At 66.5% G+C, this 20876-nt stretch carries 15 protein-coding genes and 1 tRNA gene; 14 read left to right on the top strand and 2 right to left on the bottom strand.

Annotation, left to right across the window (positions count from 1 at the left end):
- Positions 1-20: 20 nt before the first annotated feature.
- Entirely contained in the window at positions 21-1067 is a 1047-nt protein-coding gene (locus ABTZ59_RS15570; protein WP_351396553.1) for an adenosine deaminase, read from the bottom strand.
- Between the two features lie 96 nt (positions 1068-1163).
- Positions 1164-2390 (bottom strand): pyridoxal phosphate-dependent aminotransferase, encoded by a 1227-nt coding sequence (locus tag ABTZ59_RS15565; RefSeq protein WP_351396550.1) that lies wholly within the window; start codon positions 2388-2390, stop codon positions 1164-1166.
- A gap of 225 nt (positions 2391-2615) precedes the next feature.
- On the opposite strand from ABTZ59_RS15565, the gene ABTZ59_RS15560 reads away from it, so the two are divergent.
- The 14 genes from ABTZ59_RS15560 to tuf all read left to right on the top strand — a co-directional run bounded on the left by ABTZ59_RS15560 (position 2616) and on the right by tuf (position 20833).
- Positions 2616-2688, top strand: a tRNA-Trp gene (locus ABTZ59_RS15560).
- Between the two features lie 108 nt (positions 2689-2796).
- The gene (secE, locus tag ABTZ59_RS15555; RefSeq protein WP_249948346.1) at positions 2797-3081 is read left to right on the top strand and encodes a preprotein translocase subunit SecE; all 285 of its coding nucleotides are present in this window, start codon (positions 2797-2799) and stop codon (positions 3079-3081) included.
- 73 nt (positions 3082-3154) lie between these two features.
- A complete protein-coding gene (gene nusG, locus ABTZ59_RS15550; protein ID WP_351396547.1) occupies positions 3155-4009 on the top strand; it encodes a transcription termination/antitermination protein NusG in 855 nt (284 codons plus the stop codon).
- A gap of 191 nt (positions 4010-4200) precedes the next feature.
- Positions 4201-4635: a 50S ribosomal protein L11 gene (rplK, locus tag ABTZ59_RS15545; RefSeq protein WP_030351419.1), complete on the top strand. Its 435-nt coding sequence runs from the start codon at positions 4201-4203 to the stop codon at positions 4633-4635.
- 82 nt (positions 4636-4717) lie between these two features.
- Positions 4718-5440 (top strand): 50S ribosomal protein L1, encoded by a 723-nt coding sequence (rplA, locus tag ABTZ59_RS15540; protein ID WP_249948344.1) that lies wholly within the window; start codon positions 4718-4720, stop codon positions 5438-5440.
- A gap of 146 nt (positions 5441-5586) precedes the next feature.
- The gene (locus tag ABTZ59_RS15535; protein ID WP_351396542.1) at positions 5587-6516 is read left to right on the top strand and encodes an SCO4651 family lipoprotein; all 930 of its coding nucleotides are present in this window, start codon (positions 5587-5589) and stop codon (positions 6514-6516) included.
- Between the two features lie 247 nt (positions 6517-6763).
- Complete coding sequence (rplJ, locus tag ABTZ59_RS15530) at positions 6764-7324, top strand: 50S ribosomal protein L10 (RefSeq protein ID WP_249948342.1); 561 nt, start codon at positions 6764-6766, stop codon at positions 7322-7324.
- Between the two features lie 84 nt (positions 7325-7408).
- The gene (gene rplL, locus ABTZ59_RS15525) at positions 7409-7792 is read left to right on the top strand and encodes a 50S ribosomal protein L7/L12 (RefSeq protein WP_351396537.1); all 384 of its coding nucleotides are present in this window, start codon (positions 7409-7411) and stop codon (positions 7790-7792) included.
- A 590-nt stretch (positions 7793-8382) separates the two neighbouring features.
- Positions 8383-11865 carry a DNA-directed RNA polymerase subunit beta gene (rpoB, locus tag ABTZ59_RS15520; protein ID WP_351396535.1) on the top strand — a complete coding sequence of 1161 codons (3483 nt, stop codon included), beginning with the start codon at positions 8383-8385 and terminating at the stop codon, positions 11863-11865.
- Positions 11866-11990: 125 nt separating this feature from the next.
- Positions 11991-15905 carry a DNA-directed RNA polymerase subunit beta' gene (locus ABTZ59_RS15515; RefSeq protein ID WP_351396533.1) on the top strand — a complete coding sequence of 1305 codons (3915 nt, stop codon included), beginning with the start codon at positions 11991-11993 and terminating at the stop codon, positions 15903-15905.
- 564 nt (positions 15906-16469) lie between these two features.
- Complete coding sequence (gene rpsL / locus ABTZ59_RS15510) at positions 16470-16841, top strand: 30S ribosomal protein S12 (protein WP_003948652.1); 372 nt, start codon at positions 16470-16472, stop codon at positions 16839-16841.
- Positions 16842-16843: 2 nt separating this feature from the next.
- Positions 16844-17314, top strand: a complete 471-nt coding sequence (gene rpsG / locus ABTZ59_RS15505) for a 30S ribosomal protein S7 (RefSeq protein WP_030351427.1) — start codon at positions 16844-16846, stop codon at positions 17312-17314.
- A gap of 38 nt (positions 17315-17352) precedes the next feature.
- Positions 17353-19479 (top strand): elongation factor G, encoded by a 2127-nt coding sequence (gene fusA / locus ABTZ59_RS15500; RefSeq protein WP_351396528.1) that lies wholly within the window; start codon positions 17353-17355, stop codon positions 19477-19479.
- A gap of 160 nt (positions 19480-19639) precedes the next feature.
- Positions 19640-20833 (top strand): elongation factor Tu, encoded by a 1194-nt coding sequence (gene tuf, locus ABTZ59_RS15495; protein WP_129770864.1) that lies wholly within the window; start codon positions 19640-19642, stop codon positions 20831-20833.
- Positions 20834-20876: the final 43 nt, after the last annotated feature.

Here is a 20876-nt window from a genome sequence, read left to right as displayed (position 1 = left end):
CGGGCGGAGACAGGGGAGCGTCAGCCGGCCAGCCAGCCGTCGATGCCCGTCAGCAGCTTCTCCTGTACCTCCCGCGGCGCCGCCGAGCCCCGCACCGACTGCCGTGCCAGCTCGGCCAGTTCGGTGTCGCTGAAGCCTTGGTGCCGCCGGGCCAGTTCGTACTGCGCCGCCAGCCGGGAGCCGAAGAGCAGCGGGTCGTCCGCGCCCAGCGCCATCGGGACCCCGGCGTCGAACAGGGTTCGCAGCGGGACGTCCTCCGGCTTCTCGTACACGCCCAGCGCGACATTCGAGGACGGGCAGACCTCGCAGGTCACCCCGCGCTCCGCGAGCTTGCGCAGCAGCTGCGGGTCCTCCGCCGCGCGGACGCCGTGCCCGATACGGGCAGCCCGCAGATCGTCCAGACAGTCCCGTACGGACGCGGGCCCGGTCAGCTCACCGCCGTGCGGCGCGGCCAGCAGCCCCCCGTCCCTGGCGATCGCGAAGGCCCGGTCGAAGTCCCTGGCCATCCCGCGTCGCTCGTCGTTGGAGAGTCCGAAGCCGACGACACCGCGGTCCGCGTACCGCACGGCGAGCCGGGCCAGCGTCCTGGCCTCCAGCGGATGCTTCACCCGGTTCGCCGCGACCAGCACCCGCATCCCCAGACCGGTCTCCCTGGACGCGGTGTCCACGGCGTCCAGGATGACTTCCAGGGCCGGGATCAGTCCGCCGAGATGGGGGGCGTACGAGGTGGGGTCGACCTGGATCTCCAGCCAGCCCGAGCCGTCCCGTACGTCTTCCTCGGCCGCCTCGCGCACCAGCCGCTGGATGTCCTCGGGGTTCCGCAGACAGGACCGCGCGATGTCGTAGAGCCGCTGGAAGCGGAACCAGCCGCGTTCGTCGGTCGCGCGCAGCTTGGGCGGTTCGCCGCTGGTCAGCGCGTCGGGGAGATGTACGCCGTACTTGTCGGCGAGTTCGAGCAGCGTCGTGGGCCGCATCGAACCGGTGAAGTGCAGATGCAGATGGGCCTTGGGCAGCAGGCTGAGATCGCGGGGGCGGGTGGTGCTCTCCATTCGTAGATCCTGCCGCATGCGCGAGCCGACCGGCAGCCACTTTCCCCGATCGAGATCTTGTCCGAACGCAAAAACGGGCTCCCGGCGATCGCCGGGAGCCCGTCGCGAGCCCGCTCAGTCCTTGGCCTCGGCCAGCAGCTTCTGGATCCTGCCGACGCCCTCCACCAGATCCTCGTCACCGAGCGCGTACGACAGCCGCAGATAGCCGGGCGTACCGAACGCCTCTCCGGGGACGACCGCAACCTCGGCCTCGTCCAGGATCAGCGCGGCCAGCTCGACCGACGTCCGGGGGCGCTTGCCGCGGATCTCCTTGCCCAGCAGCGCCTTCACCGACGGGTACGCGTAGAAGGCGCCCTCCGGCTCGGGGCAGACGACGCCGTCGATCTCGTTCAGCAGCCGCACGATGGTCCGACGGCGCCGGTCGAAGGCCGCGCGCATCTCGGCGACCGCGGTGAGGTCACCGGAGACGGCGGCGATCGCCGCGGCCTGCGAGACGTTGGCGACATTGGACGTGGCGTGCGAGTGGAGGTTCGTCGCGGCCTTGACGACATCCTTGGGGCCGACGATCCACCCCACACGCCAGCCGGTCATCGCATAGGTCTTGGCCACACCGTTGACCACGATGCACTTGTCGCGCAGCTCAGGAACGACGGACGGCAGCGAGGTGAAGGCGGCGTCGCCGTACACGAGGTGCTCGTAGATCTCGTCCGTCATCACCCACAGCCCGTGCTCGACGGCCCAGCGGCCGATGGCCTCGGTGTCGGCGGGGCTGTAGACGGCACCCGTCGGGTTGGACGGCGACACGAAGAGGACGACCTTCGTACGCTCGGTACGCGCGGCCTCCAACTGCTCGACGGAGACGCGGTAGCCGGTGGTCTCGTCGGCCACGACCTCTACCGGGACACCGCCGGCCAGCCGGATCGACTCGGGGTACGTCGTCCAGTACGGAGCCGGGACGATGACCTCGTCGCCCGGGTCCAGGACGGCCGCGAACGCCTCGTAGATCGCCTGCTTGCCACCGTTGGTCACCAGGATCTGCGCGGGCTCGATCTCGTAGCCGGAGTCGCGCAGCGTCTTCGCGACGATCGCGGCCTTGAGCTCGGGGAGCCCTCCCGCCGGTGTGTAGCGGTGGTACTTGGGGTCTCGGCACGCCTCGACGGCGGCATCGACGATGTAGCCGGGCGTCGGGAAGTCGGGCTCACCGGCGCCGAAGCCGATCACCGGACGCCCGGCCGCCTTCAGGGCCTTGGCCTTGGCGTCCACGGCGAGGGTCGCGGACTCGGAGATCGCGCCGATACGGGCGGAGACCCGGCGCTCGGTCGGAGGGATTGCAGCGCTCATGCGCCCATGGTCCCAGACCCGAAACCTCGCCGGCACACAGGTTTCGCAGGGCGGACACATAGAAGGAAGTCCGGCGCGTGGGGCGGGCCGCGACTGTCGCGGGGGAAGCTGTTCGACGCGGGGGCCGCGACCACGTACACTCACTCGTCGTTGGCCCTCAGCCGCCAGGTCTGTACCGCGCACTCCATGCGTCCGGTCGGATGCGGTAGGTTGGGGAAAACGCAAAGGGTCGTAGCTCAATTGGTAGAGCACTGGTCTCCAAAACCAGCGGTTGGGGGTTCAAGTCCCTCCGGCCCTGCTTCACACATCTCCGCCAGGATGTGTGCGCATGTACGTACATTCAATGCATCGCCGTGCGGCTCCCCCGGGCGCGGCACGGCCACGACCCGGAATCAGGTGAGAGAGCGTGACGGACGCCGTGGGCTCCATCGACAAGCCTGATGCTGACGACGAGTCCGCCGAGTCGAAGAAGCCGCGCAAGGGCGGCAAGCGTGGCAAGAAGGGCCCCCTGGGCCGGCTCGCGCTCTTCTACCGTCAGATCGTCGCCGAGCTGCGCAAGGTCGTCTGGCCGACTCGCAACCAGCTGACTACGTACACCACCGTGGTGATTGTCTTCGTCGTCGTCATGATCGGTTTGGTGACCGTGATTGACTATGGATTCCAGAACGCAATCAAGTACGTCTTCGGCTGATCCCGCGGAGGGGAGCCCGGTACGGCGTCCCTTTCGCGCGTTCCACCCAATGAGCCAGGAAGAAGCAGCCACCGTGTCTGACCCGAAACTGAACGACGCCGGCGAGTCGGTGGAGTCCCGCGAGGACGAAACCGGCATCGTCGAGGCGGCGGACGCTGTCGAGCCAGACCAGGCCGAAGCCGCTGACGTCGCCGCGGGCGAGCCGGCCGAGAAGGCCGCGCTCCACATCGAGGACGACGAGGACGACCCCGCGGCGGACGACGACGAGACCGCCGATGTCGAGGCCGCCGGCGAAGAGCCCGAGGCTCCCGTCGACCCGGTCGCCGCGCTCCGTGAGGAACTTCGCGGGCTGCCCGGCGAGTGGTACGTGATCCACACCTACGCGGGCTACGAGAAGCGCGTGAAGGCCAACCTGGAGCAGCGTGCCGTCTCGCTGAACGTCGAGGAGTTCATCTACCAGGCCGAGGTCCCAGAGGAAGAGATCGTCCAGATCAAGAACGGCGAGCGCAAGAACGTTCGCCAGAACAAGCTCCCGGGCTACGTCCTGGTGCGCATGGATCTGACGAACGAGTCGTGGGGCGTCGTCCGTAACACCCCCGGTGTCACCGGCTTCGTGGGCAACGCCTACGACCCGTACCCGCTGACCCTGGACGAGATCGTCAAGATGCTCGCGCCGGAGGCCGAGGAGAAGGCCGCCCGTGAGGCCGCGGAGGCCGAGGGCAAGCCCGCCCCGTCCCGCAAGGTCGAGGTCCAGGTGCTGGACTTCGAGGTCGGCGACTCGGTCACCGTCACCGACGGCCCGTTCGCCACGCTCCAGGCGACCATCAACGAGATCAACGCCGACTCGAAGAAGGTCAAGGGCCTGGTCGAGATCTTCGGCCGCGAGACCCCGGTCGAGCTGAGCTTCGACCAGATCCAGAAGAACTGAGCCCAGCGGGCGGCGCGTGCGCGCCGTGCCCGCGCGCGACAGCAGCTTCCGACAGGTCAGACAGGCTCATACAGCTGTCTGACCTGTCGGTTTTTGGCCGTGCACCTATACCCGTTATCGTTGTGCGGTATGCCTCCATCCGGATGACCGGACGGCTGGCTGAAAACTCTCACTAGGACCCGGAGAGAGCAATGCCTCCCAAGAAGAAGAAGGTCACGGGGCTTATCAAGCTCCAGATCAGCGCCGGTGCGGCCAACCCGGCTCCGCCGGTCGGCCCCGCGCTGGGCCAGCACGGCGTCAACATCATGGAGTTCTGCAAGGCCTACAACGCCGCGACCGAGTCGCAGCGTGGCATGGTCGTGCCGGTGGAGATCACGGTCTACGAGGACCGCTCCTTCACCTTCATCACCAAGACGCCGCCGGCCGCCAAGCTGATCCTCAAGGCCGCGGGCGTGGACAAGGGCTCAGGCGAGCCGCACGTCAAGAAGGTCGCGAAGCTCACCCGCGACCAGGTGCGCGAGATCGCCACCACCAAGATGCCCGACCTGAACGCCAACGACCTGGACGCCGCCGAGAAGATCATCGCCGGCACCGCCCGTTCCATGGGCGTCACGGTCGAGGGCTGACCCAGCCGGGCAAGCCCCAGTGGCAGGGCCATGCGCGGCCCGGACCACGACCTCCACACCTGATGAACCACCAGGAGACGAAGTGAAGCGCAGCAAGGCTCTCCGCGGCGCGGACGCCAAGATCGACAGGGAGCGTACGTACGCCCCGCTTGAGGCCGTCCGTATCGCCAAGGACACCACCACCACCAAGTTCGACGGCACCGTCGAGGTGGCCATGCGGCTGGGCGTCGACCCCCGCAAGGCCGACCAGATGGTCCGTGGCACCGTGAACCTTCCGCACGGCACCGGCAAGACCGCCCGGGTCCTGGTCTTCGCGACCGGTGACCGTGCCGAGGCCGCGCGTGCCGCGGGCGCCGACATCGTCGGCGCCGACGAACTCATCGACGAGGTTTCGAAGGGCCGTCTGGACTTCGACGCCGTCGTCGCCACCCCGGACCTCATGGGCAAGGTCGGCCGTCTCGGCCGCGTCCTCGGCCCGCGTGGTCTGATGCCGAACCCGAAGACCGGCACCGTCACCCCCGATGTCGCCAAGGCTGTGAACGACATCAAGGGCGGCAAGATCGAGTTCCGCGTCGACAAGCACTCGAACCTGCACTTCATCATCGGCAAGGTCTCCTTCGACGAGACGAAGCTGGTCGAGAACTACGCCGCGGCGCTGGAGGAAGTCCTCCGTCTCAAGCCGTCCGCCGCCAAGGGCCGTTACATCAAGAAGGCCACCCTGGCCACGACGATGGGCCCCGGCATCCCGCTGGACGCCAACCGCACCCGCAACCTCCTCGTGGAGGAGGACCCGGCCGCCGTCTGACACTGACGACAGCCGCGGGTCCCGCGTACGAAGAGCCGGTTCCCGCACCTCTCCTGAGGTGCGGGAACCGGCTTTTTTCCGTGTTCGTCTGTCATAGGCATGGGTTACCGTGCAGGGGAGTTGAACTCACAATCAAGGGGTGGGGAATGAGCAAGTCGATGTGGAGGCGCGGGAGCGTCTCACTGGCGGCCGTGGCCGTCATCGCCGCTGTCGCGGGCTGTCAGAGCGACGGCGGTGCGGCACCGCAGTCCACTTCAGGTGCGGCACAGTCCACCTCGGGGGAGGCGACGGACGTCATCACCGCCGCCTTCAAGAAGACCTCCGAGGCGAAGTCGGCCAAGGTCCGGATGACGATGTCGATGCCGGCCGCGGCGGGCGGGGCGGGCGACATGGAAATGACCGGCGTCATGGGGTGGGACCCCACGGTGATGGACATGACCATGGACGGATCGGCGCTGGCGGCCGACGCCTCGGCCCCGGACAAGATCCGGATGGTCTGGCTCGACAACGTCATGTACATGGACATGGGCGCCGACGCCGCCAAGGAGATGGACGGCAAGCGCTGGATGAAGCTCGACCTGGGCGCCGTGGCCGAGGCCTCCGGTGACGAGGCCGCCCAGAAGCAGCTGGCGGGCGGCCTGGAGAACATGAACCAGGACCCGGCACAGCAGCTCGCCCTGCTGCTCGACTCGCCGAATCTGAAGCACCTCGGCAGCGAGAAGGTCGACGGCGTCCAGGCCGAGCACTACAAGGGCACGCTCACGCTCGACGAGCTGGTGAAGTCCCAGGGATCGCTCGACGTGCTCAGCGAGAAGGAGCGTGCGGACCTCCTGGACTCGATGAAGAAGTCGGGTCTGAAGGGGTACGACACGGAGGTCTGGGTCAACGAGGACGACTATCCGGTGAAGATGGACGTCGGCATGGACACCGCCCAGGGCGACATCAACATATCCATGCACTACTCCGACTACGGAGCGAAGGCCCAGGTCCAGGCCCCGCCGGCCGGTGAGACCTTCGACTTCGCCGGGCTGATGGGCAGCCTGGGCGCCGATGGCACGGGAGCGGCCACAGGCTGATTTGTCCTGCGGCCTCCTCCTCACGTACTCTGCCCCAGAAGCCAAAGACCGCTGGTCGTCGCTGTGCGCTCGTAAGAGGGTGCGGCGGCCGAAGGATCCGCTAGCTGCGGACGACCCGCGCAGGTGACTGTGGACAGTTCCCGGATTCCATTCGGTCGAGCTACGCCCCGTGCGCCTGCGCCGGGGCGTTTCGTTTTGCCCAGCCCCTTCTGAGCGGTCCTCATCACCCGGAAGGAGGCCGACGCTCATGGCAAGGCCCGACAAGGCTGCCGACGTAGCCGAGCTGACGGACAAGTTCCGCAGCTCGAATGCCGCCGTGCTGACCGAGTACCGGGGTCTCACCGTGGCGCAGCTCAAGGAGCTGCGCCGTTCTCTCGGTGAGAACGCCCAGTACGCCGTGGTGAAGAACACGCTGACCAAGATCGCGGCCAACGAGGCCGGGATCAACACGCTGGACGACCTCTTCGCGGGTCCGACGGCGGTTGCCTTCGTCACCGGTGACCCGGTGGAGTCGGCGAAGGGTCTTCGTGACTTCGCCAAGGAAAACCCCAATCTCGTCATCAAGGGCGGCGTCCTCGATGGCAAGGCGCTGAGCGCTGACGAGATCAAGAAGCTCGCGGACCTTGAGTCCCGCGAGGTTCTGCTCTCCAAGCTGGCAGGTGCCATGAAGGGCAAGCAGTCGCAGGCTGCCTCGCTCTTCCAGGCGCTTCCGTCGAAGTTCGTCCGCACCGCGGAAGCGCTTCGCGTCAAGAAGGAAGAGCAGGGCGGTGCCGGTACGCCGGCTCCCGTCGAGGCCGACTCCGAGTAATCACGCTCGCGCGGCCGCAGCGGGCCGGTACGCCCGCGGAACTGTACATACGGCACCAGCCGAATTAGTGGAAGGACCGCCATCATGGCGAAGCTCAGCCAGGAAGACCTGCTCGCGCAGTTCGAGGACATGACCCTCATCGAGCTCTCCGCGTTCGTGAAGGCGTTCGAGGAGAAGTTCGACGTCACCGCCGCCGCCGCGGTCGCCGCGCCGGTCGCCGGTGCCCCCGGTGCCCCGGCCGAGGCCGAAGAGGTCCAGGACGAGTTCGACGTCATCCTCACGGGTGCCGGCGAGAAGAAGATCCAGGTCATCAAGGTCGTGCGTGAGCTGACCTCCCTGGGCCTCAAGGAGGCCAAGGACCTCGTGGACGGCGCCCCGAAGCCCGTCCTGGAGAAGGTCGCCAAGGAGGCCGCTGACAAGGCCGCCGAGTCCCTCAAGGGCGCCGGCGCCTCCGTCGAGGTCAAGTGACCCCGTACGAGTCCGTCGCCGGGCGCCGGTAGGCGCGCGGGGGCAGTCTCGGCGCCGCGAGGCGCGCTGTTGACGCGAAGGGCGATCACCCAGTCGGGTGGTCGCCCTTCCGCGTTGCCGCAGGGGCTGCCTTGCTCTTCGGCGCGCGGCGAGTATCGTGATCATCGCCGCGCTTCCAGGCGCCCCGTGACCTTCCACGTGGGGTGGGGGGCCTTGACGAACCGCACGCAGCGCGCAATTCTCAGGACGCGTCGCCACAATCGATCCGCATCCGAGGCATGGATCGACGGTGAAGAGGGCAGTATCGATGTGCGCCTACGGCGCGAGGCTTGCCGCAGTTGAGTTGCCGCAGTTGAGACAAGGGTGTTGAGAAAAACGAGGGTGTCGAAAAACCCGCTCTGGACATCAGTGTGCCAAGTGGCTACACTGTCCCTTTGCGCTGCCTGTTAGCTGCTCCCTGCCCGTCACCAGGGGCACCCCCTCGCAAGAGCATCGGTGAGTGAACGGCCCTGAACTGGGCTTTCCCTCTCCGTGCCCGGCTTGGGACCGGTACGCGCGTAGTGAGTCCGAGCCCTCGGAAGGACCCCCTCTTGGCCGCCTCGCGCAACGCCTCGACCACGAATACGAACAACGGTGCCAGCACCGCCCCGCTGCGCATCTCCTTTGCAAAGATCAAGGAGCCCCTCGAGGTTCCGAACCTCCTGGCGCTGCAGACCGAGAGCTTTGACTGGCTGCTCGGTAACGCCGCTTGGAAGGCTCGTGTCGAGGCGGCTCTGGAGAGTGGGCAAGACGTCCCCAGGAAGTCAGGTCTGGAGGAGATCTTCGAGGAGATCTCTCCGATCGAGGACTTCTCCGGGTCGATGTCGCTGACCTTCCGCGATCACCGCTTCGAGCCGTCGAAGAACTCCATCGACGAGTGCAAGGAGCGCGACTTCACGTTCGCCGCCCCGCTCTTCGTCACGGCCGAGTTCACCAACAACGAGACCGGTGAGATCAAGTCCCAGACGGTCTTCATGGGCGATTTCCCGCTCATGACCAACAAGGGCACCTTCGTCATCAACGGCACCGAGCGTGTCGTGGTGTCCCAGCTGGTCCGCTCGCCGGGTGTCTACTTCGACTCGTCGATCGACAAGACGTCCGACAAGGACATCTTCTCCGCCAAGATCATCCCGTCCCGGGGTGCCTGGCTGGAGATGGAGATCGACAAGCGTGACATGGTCGGTGTCCGTATCGACCGCAAGCGCAAGCAGTCCGTGACCGTCCTCCTCAAGGCTCTCGGCTGGACCACCGAGCAGATCCTGGAGGAGTTCGGCGAGTACGAGTCCATGCGCGCCACCCTGGAGAAGGACCACACCCAGGGCCAGGACGACGCGCTGCTCGACATCTACCGCAAGCTGCGTCCGGGCGAGCCCCCGACGCGCGAGGCGGCGCAGACGCTGCTGGAGAACCTCTACTTCAACCCGAAGCGCTACGACCTCGCGAAGGTCGGCCGCTACAAGGTGAACAAGAAGCTCGGCGCGGACGAGCCGCTGGACGCCGGCGTGCTCACCACCGACGATGTCATCGCGACCATCAAGTACCTGGTCAAGCTGCACGCCGGGGAGACCGAGACGGTCGGTGAGAACGGCACCCAGATCGTCGTCGAGACCGACGACATCGACCACTTCGGCAACCGTCGTCTGCGTAACGTCGGCGAGCTCATCCAGAACCAGGTCCGTACGGGTCTGGCGAGGATGGAGCGCGTCGTGCGCGAGCGCATGACGACCCAGGACGTCGAGGCGATCACGCCGCAGACCCTGATCAACATCCGGCCGGTCGTCGCCTCCATCAAGGAGTTCTTCGGCACCAGCCAGCTGTCGCAGTTCATGGACCAGAACAACCCGCTGTCGGGTCTGACCCACAAGCGCCGTCTGTCGGCGCTGGGCCCGGGTGGTCTGTCCCGTGAGCGGGCCGGCTTCGAGGTCCGTGACGTGCACCCGTCGCACTACGGGCGTATGTGTCCGATCGAGACCCCTGAAGGCCCGAACATCGGTCTGATCGGCTCGCTCGCCTCGTACGGCCGGGTCAACGCGTTCGGCTTCGTCGAGACCCCGTACCGCAAGGTCACCGACGGCCAGGTCACCGACGAGGTGGACTACCTGACCGCCGACGAGGAGGACAGGTTCGTCATCGCTCAGGCGAACGCGACGCTCTCCGACGAGCTGCGCTTCACCGAGCCCCGCGTCCTGGTCCGCCGCCGTGGTGGCGAGGTCGACTACGTGCCCGGCACGGACGTCGACTACATGGATGTCTCGCCGCGCCAGATGGTGTCGGTCGCGACCGCCATGATCCCGTTCCTGGAGCACGACGACGCCAACCGTGCCCTCATGGGCGCGAACATGATGCGTCAGGCCGTGCCCCTGATCACGTCCGAGGCGCCGCTGGTCGGCACCGGCATGGAGTACCGCTGCGCGGTCGACGCCGGTGACGTCATCAAGGCGGAGAAGGAGGGTGTGGTCCAGGAGGTCTCCGCGGACTACATCACCGTCGCCAACGACGACGGCACGTACACCACGTACCGCATCGCCAAGTTCTCCCGCTCCAACCAGGGCACCTCGGTCAACCAGAAGGTTGTCGTCAACGAGGGCGACCGGGTCGTCGAGAGCCAGGTCCTCGCCGATGGTCCCGCCACCCAGCAGGGTGAGATGGCGCTCGGCAAGAACCTCCTCGTGGCGTTCATGCCGTGGGAGGGCCACAACTACGAAGACGCGATCATCCTCAGCCAGCGGCTGGTCCAGGACGACGTCCTCTCCTCGATCCACATCGAGGAGCACGAGGTCGACGCCCGTGACACCAAGCTGGGCCCCGAGGAGATCACCCGGGACATCCCGAACGTCTCGGAGGAGGTCCTCGCGGACCTCGACGAGCGCGGCATCATCCGGATCGGTGCCGAGGTCGTCGCCGGAGACATCCTGGTCGGCAAGGTCACGCCCAAGGGTGAGACCGAGCTGACCCCGGAGGAGCGACTGCTCCGCGCGATCTTCGGTGAGAAGGCCCGCGAGGTACGTGACACCTCGCTGAAGGTGCCGCACGGCGAGACCGGCAAGGTCATCGGTGTGCGTGTCTTCGACCGCGAGGAGGGCGACGAGCTGCCGCCGGGCGTGAACCAGCTGGTTCGCGTGTACGTGGCGCAGAAGCGCAAGATCACCGACGGTGACAAGCTCGCCGGCCGTCACGGCAACAAGGGCGTCATCTCGAAGATCCTGCCGATCGAGGACATGCCGTTCCTGGAGGACGGCACCCCGGTCGACATCATCCTCAACCCGCTGGGTGTCCCGTCCCGAATGAACCCGGGACAGGTCCTGGAGATCCACCTCGGCTGGCTCGCCAGCCAGGGCTGGAAGGTCGAGGGCAGCGAGGAGTGGATGGAGCGGCTGAAGGCCATCGGCGCCGACGAGGTCGCCGCCGGTACCAACGTCGCCACCCCGGTCTTCGACGGTGCCCGTGAGGACGAGATCTCCGGTCTCTTCGAGGCGACGATCCCGAACCGCGACGGCAACCGGATGGTCCAGCCGTCCGGCAAGGCGCATCTGTTCGATGGCCGCTCCGGTGAGCCGTTCCCGGACCCGATCTCGGTCGGGTACATGTACATCCTCAAGCTCCACCACCTGGTCGACGACAAGCTGCACGCGCGTTCGACCGGCCCGTACTCGATGATCACCCAGCAGCCGCTGGGTGGTAAGGCCCAGTTCGGTGGTCAGCGCTTCGGTGAGATGGAGGTGTGGGCGCTGGAGGCTTATGGCGCCGCGTACGCCCTCCAGGAGCTGCTGACGATCAAGTCCGACGACGTGACCGGCCGCGTGAAGGTCTACGAGGCCATCGTCAAGGGCGAGAACATCCCCGAGCCCGGCATTCCCGAGTCCTTCAAGGTGCTCATCAAGGAAATGCAGTCGCTCTGCCTCAACGTGGAGGTGCTGTCCTCGGACGGTATGTCCATCGAGATGCGTGACACGGACGAGGACGTCTTCCGCGCGGCGGAGGAGCTCGGTATCGACCTGTCCCGGCGCGAGCCGAGCAGCGTCGAAGAGGTCTGACGGGTTCGCCGGCCGGATCCCGTATCCGGCCGGCTCTCCCCGGACCCGTTCAGACCATTGCTGAAGTGCCCCATCTACTCGCTGACGCGAGGGGCTCGAACCCCCGAAAGAGGGATTGACGACAAGTGCTCGACGTCAACTTCTTCGACGAGCTGCGGATCGGCCTTGCCACCGCGGACGACATCCGGACCTGGTCGCACGGCGAAGTGAAGAAGCCGGAGACCATCAACTACCGCACGCTCAAGCCCGAGAAAGACGGACTCTTCTGCGAGAAGATCTTCGGTCCGACCCGGGACTGGGAGTGCTACTGCGGCAAGTACAAGCGTGTCCGCTTCAAGGGCATCATCTGTGAGCGCTGTGGCGTGGAAGTCACGCGCGCCAAGGTGCGCCGTGAGCGGATGGGCCACATTGAGCTGGCCGCGCCCGTGACCCACATCTGGTACTTCAAGGGCGTCCCGTCCCGCCTCGGGTACCTCCTCGACCTCGCGCCGAAGGACCTCGAAAAGGTCATCTACTTCGCCGCGTACATGATCACGTTCGTGGACGAGGAGCGCCGTACGCGCGACCTGCCGTCGCTGGAGGCGCATGTCTCCGTCGAGCGCCAGCAGGTCGAGAACCGCCGCGACGCCGACCTCGAAGCCCGCGCCAAGAAGCTTGAGACCGACCTGGCCGAGCTGGAGGCCGAGGGCGCCAAGGCCGATGTGCGCCGCAAGGTGCGCGAGGGCGCCGAGCGTGAGATGAAGCAGCTGCGCGACCGCGCGCAGCGCGAGATCGACCGTCTCGACGAGGTGTGGAACCGCTTCAAGAACCTCAAGGTCCAGGACCTGGAGGGCGACGAGCTGCTCTACCGCGAGCTGCGTGACCGCTTCGGCACGTACTTCGACGGTTCGATGGGTGCCGCGGCGTTGCAGAAGCGCCTGGAGTCCTTCGACCTGGACGAGGAGGCCGAGCGCCTCCGCGAGATCATCCGTACCGGCAAGGGCCAGAAGAAGACCCGCGCGCTCAAGCGCCTCAAGGTCGTCTCCGCGTTCCTGCAGACCAGCAACAGCCCCAAGGGCATGGTGCTGGACTGCGTGCCGGTCATCCCGCCGGACCTGCGTCCGATGGTGCAGCTGGACGGTGGCCGCTTCGCGACCTCCGACCTGAACGACCTGTACCGCCGTGTGATCAACCGCAACAACCGCCTCAAGCGTCTCCTTGACCTCGGTGCCCCCGAGATCATCGTGAACAACGAGAAGCGGATGCTGCAGGAGGCCGTCGACGCGCTGTTCGACAACGGCCGCCGCGGTCGCCCGGTGACCGGTCCCGGTAACCGTCCGCTGAAGTCCCTGAGCGACATGCTCAAGGGCAAGCAGGGCCGGTTCCGTCAGAACCTCCTCGGCAAGCGAGTCGACTACTCGGCCCGTTCCGTGATCGTCGTCGGTCCGCAGCTCAAGCTGCACCAGTGCGGTCTGCCGAAGGCCATGGCGCTGGAGCTCTTCAAGCCGTTCGTGATGAAGCGCCTGGTGGATCTGAACCACGCGCAGAACATCAAGTCGGCGAAGCGCATGGTCGAGCGCGGCCGTACGGTCGTGTACGACGTGCTCGAAGAGGTCATCGCCGAGCACCCGGTGCTGCTGAACCGTGCGCCGACCCTGCACCGTCTGGGCATCCAGGCCTTCGAGCCGCAGCTGGTCGAGGGCAAGGCCATCCAGATCCACCCGCTCGTCTGCACCGCGTTCAACGCGGACTTCGACGGTGACCAGATGGCCGTCCACCTGCCGCTCTCCGCGGAGGCGCAGGCCGAGGCCCGCATCCTGATGCTGTCCTCGAACAACATCCTGAAGCCGGCCGACGGCCGTCCCGTCACCATGCCGACCCAGGACATGGTGCTCGGTCTCTTCTTCCTCACGACGGACGAGGAAGAGCGCGAGGTCATCGGCGAGGGCCGGTCCTTCGGCTCCACCGCCGAGGCGACCATGGCGTTCGACAACCGGGAGCTCTCGCTCCAGGCGAAGGTCGACATCCGCTTCCCGGTGGGCACGATCCCGCCGCGCGGCTGGACCCCGCCTGCCGCCGAGGAGGCGGACACGGACGGCACCGCGGTGCCGTGGCAGCAGGGCGACCCGTTCCGGCTGCGTACGACCCTGGGCCGCGCGCTCTTCAACGAGCTGCTGCCCGAGGACTACCCGTTCGTCGACTACTCGGTGGGCAAGAAGCAGCTCTCCGAGATCGTCAACGACCTCGCCGAGCGCTACCCCAAGGTCATCGTGGCGGCGACGCTCGACAACCTGAAGGCGGCCGGCTTCTTCTGGGCGACCCGTTCCGGTGTCACCGTCGCCATCTCCGATGTCGTCGTGCCCGAGGCGAAGAAGGCGATCGTCCAGGGTTACGAGGCGCAGGACGAGAAGGTCCAGAAGCAGTACGAGCGCGGTCTGATCACCAAGGACGAGCGCACGCAGGAGCTCATCGCGATCTGGACCAAGGCGACCAACGAGGTCGCCGAGGCGATGAACGCGAACTTCCCGAAGACCAACCCCATCTTCATGATGGTCAACTCGGGCGCGCGCGGAAACATGATGCAGATGCGTCAGATCGCCGGTATGCGTGGTCTGGTGTCCAACGCCAAGAACGAGACGATCCCGCGTCCCATCAAGGCGTCCTTCCGTGAGGGCCTGTCCGTGCTGGAGTACTTCATCTCCACGCACGGTGCCCGAAAGGGTCTGGCCGACACCGCCCTGCGTACCGCCGACTCGGGTTACCTGACCCGTCGTCTGGTGGATGTCTCGCAGGACGTGATCATCCGCGAGGAGGACTGTGGCACCGACCGCGGTCTGAAGCTGCGGATCGCCGAGCGCGGCGCCGACGGTGTGCTGCGCAAGGCGGAGGACGTCGAGACGTCCGTGTACGCGCGGATGCTCGCCGAGGACGTCGTCGTCGACGGCAAGGTCATCGCGCCGGCAAATGTCGACCTGGGCGATGTCCTGATCGACGCCGTCGTGGCCGCCGGGGTCGAGGAGGTCAAGACCCGCTCGGTCCTGACCTGCGAGTCCGCGGTCGGTACCTGTGCCTTCTGCTACGGCCGTTCGCTGGCCACCGGCAAGCTGGTCGACATCGGTGAGGCGGTCGGCATCATCGCCGCCCAGTCGATCGGTGAGCCCGGTACCCAGCTGACGATGCGTACCTTCCACACCGGTGGTGTGGCCGGTGACGACATCACCCAGGGTCTGCCCCGAGTCGTCGAGCTCTTCGAAGCCCGTACGCCCAAGGGTGTCGCCCCGATCTCGGAGGCGGCCGGCCGCGTCCGTATCGAGGAGACCGAGAAGACCAAGAAGATCGTCGTCACCCCGGACGACGGCAGCGACGAGACGCCGTTCCCGATCTCGAAGCGTGCCCGTCTGCTCGTCGGCGAGGGCGACCACGTCGAGGTGGGCCAGAAGCTCACCGTGGGTGCCACCAACCCGCATGACGTGCTGCGGATCCTCGGTCAGCGCGCGGTCCAGGTCCACCTGGTCGGCGAGGTCCAGAAGGTCTACAACTCGCAGGGTGTGTCGATCCACGACAAGCACATCGAGATCATCATCCGGCAGATGCTGCGCCGTGTGACGATCATCGAGTCCGGCGACGCGGAGCTGCTGCCGGGCGAGCTGGTGGAGCGCTCGAAGTTCGAGACCGAGAACCGTCGTGTGGTCACGGAAGGCGGCCACCCGGCCTCCGGCCGTCCGCAGCTGATGGGTATCACCAAGGCGTCGCTGGCCACCGAGTCGTGGCTGTCGGCGGCGTCCTTCCAGGAGACGACCAGGGTCCTCACCGACGCGGCGATCAACGCCAAGTCGGACTCCCTGATCGGGCTCAAGGAGAACGTCATCATCGGTAAGCTCATCCCGGCCGGTACGGGCCTGTCCCGCTACCGCAACATCCGGGTCGAGCCGACCGAGGAGGCCAAGGCCGCGATGTACTCGGCCGTCGGCTACGACGACATCGACTACTCGCCGTTCGGCACGGGCTCCGGCCAGGCCGTTCCGCTGGAGGACTACGACTACGGTCCGTACAACCAGTAAGGCGTGAGCGAACGGAGGGCGGCCATCCTTGGGGGGTGGCCGCCCTTCGGCGTTGAGCAGGCGCGTGCCACCGCCGGGAACGGACGTCGGCGGCTCGTGGGGCGCCCCCGGGAGGACCCGGCGCACGACCCACCCGGGCGTGGGTGGCGGCGGCGCCTTGGCCCCCATGGCGGACCCGCGTACCGACCCTTGTACCGACCCGCGTGCTTCCGGCCCGCGTGCCACCGAGCCGTGCCCGCCCACCGAACCCGTCGAACCCGTCTTCCATGAGCCCCGGTCGCGCCCCCGTCGCCCGCCGTTCACCAGGGGGACGTCCGGCGTGTCGGGGGGCCCGGCATTTGTTTTGACCGGAGTCGATGAGGTAGGTACGCTCAGACCTTGTGCCTGGGGTGTGCCTGGGCTCCTGTGCGTGTCCTCAACCGCACGCGAGCTTGAGCACCGGCCACCGTAATCTGCGCCCGCCTCGCCCTCGGTGAGGCCATGCAGTATTCGACACACCCGACCGCGTGGGTCGGAGGTGTTCCAGGTTAGTTTCACTGACGGCACACAGAAACCGGAGAAGTAGTGCCTACGATCCAGCAGCTGGTCCGGAAGGGCCGGCAGGACAAGGTCGAGAAGAACAAGACGCCCGCACTTGAGGGTTCCCCTCAGCGCCGCGGCGTCTGCACGCGTGTCTTCACGACCACCCCGAAGAAGCCGAACTCGGCCCTCCGTAAGGTCGCGCGTGTGCGTCTGACCTCCGGTATCGAGGTCACGGCCTACATTCCGGGTGAGGGACACAACCTGCAGGAGCACTCCATCGTGCTCGTGCGTGGTGGCCGTGTGAAGGACCTGCCGGGTGTTCGCTACAAGATCATCCGCGGCTCCCTTGACACCCAGGGCGTCAAGAACCGCAAGCAGGCCCGCAGCCGCTACGGCGCCAAGAAGGAGAAGTAAGAATGCCTCGTAAGGGCCCCGCCCCGAAGCGCCCGGTCATCATCGACCCGGTCTACGGATCTCCTCTTGTCACGTCGCTGATCAACAAGCTTCTGCTCAACGGCAAGCGTTCCACTGCCGAGCGGATCGTGTACGGCGCCATGGAAGGCCTCCGCGAGAAGACCGGCAACGACCCGGTCATCACGCTGAAGCGCGCGCTTGAGAACGTCAAGCCCACGCTTGAGGTCAAGTCCCGCCGTGTCGGTGGCGCCACCTACCAGGTGCCGATCGAGGTCAAGCCCGGTCGCGCCGCCACCCTCGCTCTGCGCTGGGTCGTGGGTTACTCCCGCGCCCGTCGCGAGAAGACCATGACCGAACGCCTCATGAACGAGCTGCTCGACGCCTCCAACGGTCTCGGCGCCTCGGTCAAGAAGCGTGAGGACACGCACAAGATGGCCGAGTCCAACAAGGCCTTCGCGCACTACCGCTGGTAGTCGCTACCCACATCGAGACCGAGAGAAGATTGAGCCTTATGGCCACCACTTCGCTTGACCTGGCCAAGGTCCGCAATATCGGGATCATGGCCCACATCGACGCGGGCAAGACGACGACCACCGAGCGCATCCTGTTCTACACCGGTGTGAGCTACAAGATCGGTGAGGTCCACGACGGCGCTGCCACGATGGACTGGATGGAGCAGGAGCAGGAGCGCGGCATCACGATCACGTCCGCCGCGACGACCTGCCACTGGCCGCTCGACGACGTCGACCACACCATCAACATCATCGACACCCCGGGTCACGTGGACTTCACAGTCGAGGTGGAGCGTTCGCTCCGCGTCCTCGACGGTGCCGTCACCGTGTTCGACGGTGTCGCCGGTGTGGAACCGCAGTCCGAGACGGTATGGCGGCAGGCCGACCGTTACGGCGTGCCCCGTATCTGCTTCGTGAACAAGCTCGACCGGACCGGCGCGGAGTTCCACCGCTGCGTCGACATGATCTCGGACCGCCTCGGCGCGGTTCCGATCGTCATGCAGCTGCCGATCGGTGCGGAGGCCGACTTCAAGGGCGTCGTCGACCTCGTGACGATGAAGGCCCTCGTCTGGTCCGCCGAGGCGGCGAAGGGCGAGATGTACGACGTCGTCGACATCCCGGCCACGCACACCGAGGCGGCCGAGGAGTGGCGCGGCAAGCTGCTCGAAACCGTCTCCGAGAACGACGACGAGCTGATGGAGCTGTACCTGGAGGGCACCGAGCCCTCCGTGGAGCAGCTGTACGCGGCGATCCGCCGTATCACCATCGCCTCCGGCAAGTCCGACGGCATCACCGTCACCCCGGTGTTCTGCGGTACCGCGTTCAAGAACAAGGGCGTTCAGCCCCTGCTCGACGCGGTTGTGCGCTACCTGCCGACTCCGCTGGACGTCGAGGGCATCGTGGGCCACGACGTCAAGGACCCGGAGCTGGAGGTCGTCCGCAAGCCCTCCGTCGACGAGCCGCTGTCCGCGCTGGCGTTCAAGATCATGAGCGACCCGCACCTCGGCAAGCTCACCTTCGTCCGGGTGTACTCCGGCAAGCTGGAGTCCGGCACCGCGGTGCTGAACTCGGTGAAGGGCCGCAAGGAGCGCATCGGCAAGATCTACCGTATGCACGCGAACAAGCGTGAGGAGATCGAGTCGGTGGGCGCCGGTGACATCGTCGCCGTCATGGGCCTGAAGCAGACCACCACCGGTGAGACGCTGTGCGACGAGAAGAACCCGGTGATCCTGGAGTCCATGGACTTCCCGGCGCCGGTCATCGAGGTCGCGATCGAGCCCAAGTCCAAGGGTGACCAGGAGAAGCTGGGTGTCGCCATCCAGCGTCTCGCGGAGGAGGACCCCTCCTTCCAGGTGCACACCAACGAGGAGACCGGCCAGACCGTCATCGGCGGTATGGGCGAGCTTCACCTTGAGGTGCTGGTCGACCGTATGCGACGCGAGTTCCGCGTCGAGGCGAACGTCGGCAAGCCGCAGGTCGCCTACCGTGAGACGATCCGCAAGACCGTCGAGCGGGTGGACTACACCCACAAGAAGCAGACCGGTGGCACCGGGCAGTTCGCCAAGGTGCAGATCATGATCGAGCCCATCGAGGGCGGCGACGCCTCGTACGAGTTCGTGAACAAGGTCACCGGTGGCCGTATCCCGAAGGAGTACATCCCTTCGGTGGACGCCGGCGCGCAGGAGGCCATGCAGTTCGGCATCCTCGCGGGTTACGAGATGACCGGTGTGCGCATCACGCTGCTCGACGGTGGCTACCACGAGGTCGACTCCTCGGAGCTGGCCTTCAAGATCGCCGGTTCGCAGGCGTTCAAGGAAGCCGCCCGCAAGGCGTCTCCCGTACTCCTTGAGCCGATGATGTCGGTCGAGGTGACCACGCCCGAGGACTACATGGGCGATGTCATCGGTGACATCAACTCCCGGCGTGGCCAGATCCAGGCCATGGAGGACCGGGCCAACGCCAAGGTCGTCAAGGGCCTGGTGCCGCTGTCGGAGATGTTCGGCTACGTCGGAGACCTCCGCAGCAAGACCTCGGGTCGCGCAAGCTACTCGATGCAGTTCGACTCCTACGCCGAGGTTCCCCGGAACGTCGCCGAGGAGATCATCGCGAAGGCCAAGGGCGAGTAACTCTTCCGAGTCCACGCTTTAGGCTTGTCACCGGCAAGTCCTGGGGCGGTTCCGCCGGATCCACCGGATCATGGCGGGGCCGCCCCGGGGGCCGGCATCCCAGCAAAGATCACCTGGCGCCGATGAGTAAGGCGTACAGAACCACTCCAGGAGGACCCCAGTGGCGAAGGCGAAGTTCGAGCGGACTAAGCCGCACGTCAACATCGGCACCATCGGTCACATCGACCACGGTAAGACGACCCTCACGGCCGCCATTACCAAGGTGCTGCATGACGCGTACCCGGACCTGAACGAGGCCTCGGCCTTCGACCAGATCGACAAGGCTCCCGAGGAGCGCCAGCGCGGTATCACCATCTCCATCGCGCACGTCGAGTACCAGACGGAGTCGCGTCACTACGCGCACGTCGACTGCCCGGGTCACGCGGACTACATCAAGAACATGATCACGGGTGCGGCGCAGATGGACGGCGCCATCCTCGTGGTCGCCGCCACCGACGGCCCGATGCCGCAGACCAAGGAGCACGTGCTCCTGGCCCGCCAGGTCGGCGTTCCGTACATCGTTGTCGCCCTGAACAAGGCCGACATGGTGGACGACGAGGAGATCCTTGAGCTCGTCGAGCTTGAGGTCCGCGAGCTGCTCTCCGAGTACGAGTTCCCGGGCGACGACCTGCCGGTCGTCAAGGTCTCGGCGCTCAAGGCCCTTGAGGGCGACGCCGAGTGGGGCAAGACCGTTCTCGACCTGATGAAGGCCGTTGACGAGTCCATCCCGCAGCCCGAGCGCGACGTCGACAAGCCGTTCCTGATGCCGATCGAGGACGTCTTCACGATCACCGGTCGTGGCACCGTCGTCACCGGTCGTATCGAGCGTGGTGTCCTGAAGGTCAACGAGACCGTCGACATCGTCGGTATCAAGACCGAGAAGACCACCACCACGGTCACCGGCATCGAGATGTTCCGCAAGCTGCTCGACGAGGGCCAGGCCGGTGAGAACGTCGGTCTGCTCCTCCGTGGCATCAAGCGCGAGGACGTCGAGCGCGGCCAGGTCATCATCAAGCCGGGTTCGGTCACGCCGCACACCAGCTTCGAGGCCCAGGCCTACATCCTGTCGAAGGACGAGGGTGGCCGTCACACCCCGTTCTTCAACAACTACCGCCCGCAGTTCTACTTCCGTACCACGGACGTGACCGGCGTGGTGACCCTTCCCGAGGGCACCGAGATGGTCATGCCGGGCGACAACACCGTCATGACGGTCGAGCTGATCCAGCCCGTCGCCATGGAGGAGGGCCTCAAGTTCGCCATCCGTGAGGGTGGCCGGACCGTCGGCGCCGGCCAGGTCACCAAGATCAACAAGTAATTGCTGATCCGGTCTGATCTGACCAGGTAGCTCCTCGGAGCAT

This window comes from Streptomyces sp. NPDC094034, from assembly GCF_040303865.1.
In the GTDB taxonomy this organism is placed as follows: Bacteria; Actinomycetota; Actinomycetes; order Streptomycetales; family Streptomycetaceae; genus Streptomyces.
This window is presented reverse-complemented; position numbering and strand designations above follow the sequence as displayed.

Bases quoted from the DNA above. Each gene is read 5' to 3' on its own strand.
- ABTZ59_RS15570 (WP_351396553.1), bottom strand. From the start codon at position 1,067: ATGCGGCAGGATCTACGAATGGAGAGCACCACCCGCCCCCGCGATCTC.
- ABTZ59_RS15565 (WP_351396550.1), bottom strand. From the start codon at position 2,390: ATGAGCGCTGCAATCCCTCCGACCGAGCGCCGGGTCTCCGCCCGTATC.
- rplK (WP_030351419.1), top strand. From the start codon at position 4,201: ATGCCTCCCAAGAAGAAGAAGGTCACGGGGCTTATCAAGCTCCAGATC.
- ABTZ59_RS15535 (WP_351396542.1), top strand. From the start codon at position 5,587: ATGAGCAAGTCGATGTGGAGGCGCGGGAGCGTCTCACTGGCGGCCGTG.
- rplJ (WP_249948342.1), top strand. From the start codon at position 6,764: ATGGCAAGGCCCGACAAGGCTGCCGACGTAGCCGAGCTGACGGACAAG.
- rplL (WP_351396537.1), top strand. From the start codon at position 7,409: ATGGCGAAGCTCAGCCAGGAAGACCTGCTCGCGCAGTTCGAGGACATG.
- rpsG (WP_030351427.1), top strand. From the start codon at position 16,844: ATGCCTCGTAAGGGCCCCGCCCCGAAGCGCCCGGTCATCATCGACCCG.
- fusA (WP_351396528.1), top strand. From the start codon at position 17,353: ATGGCCACCACTTCGCTTGACCTGGCCAAGGTCCGCAATATCGGGATC.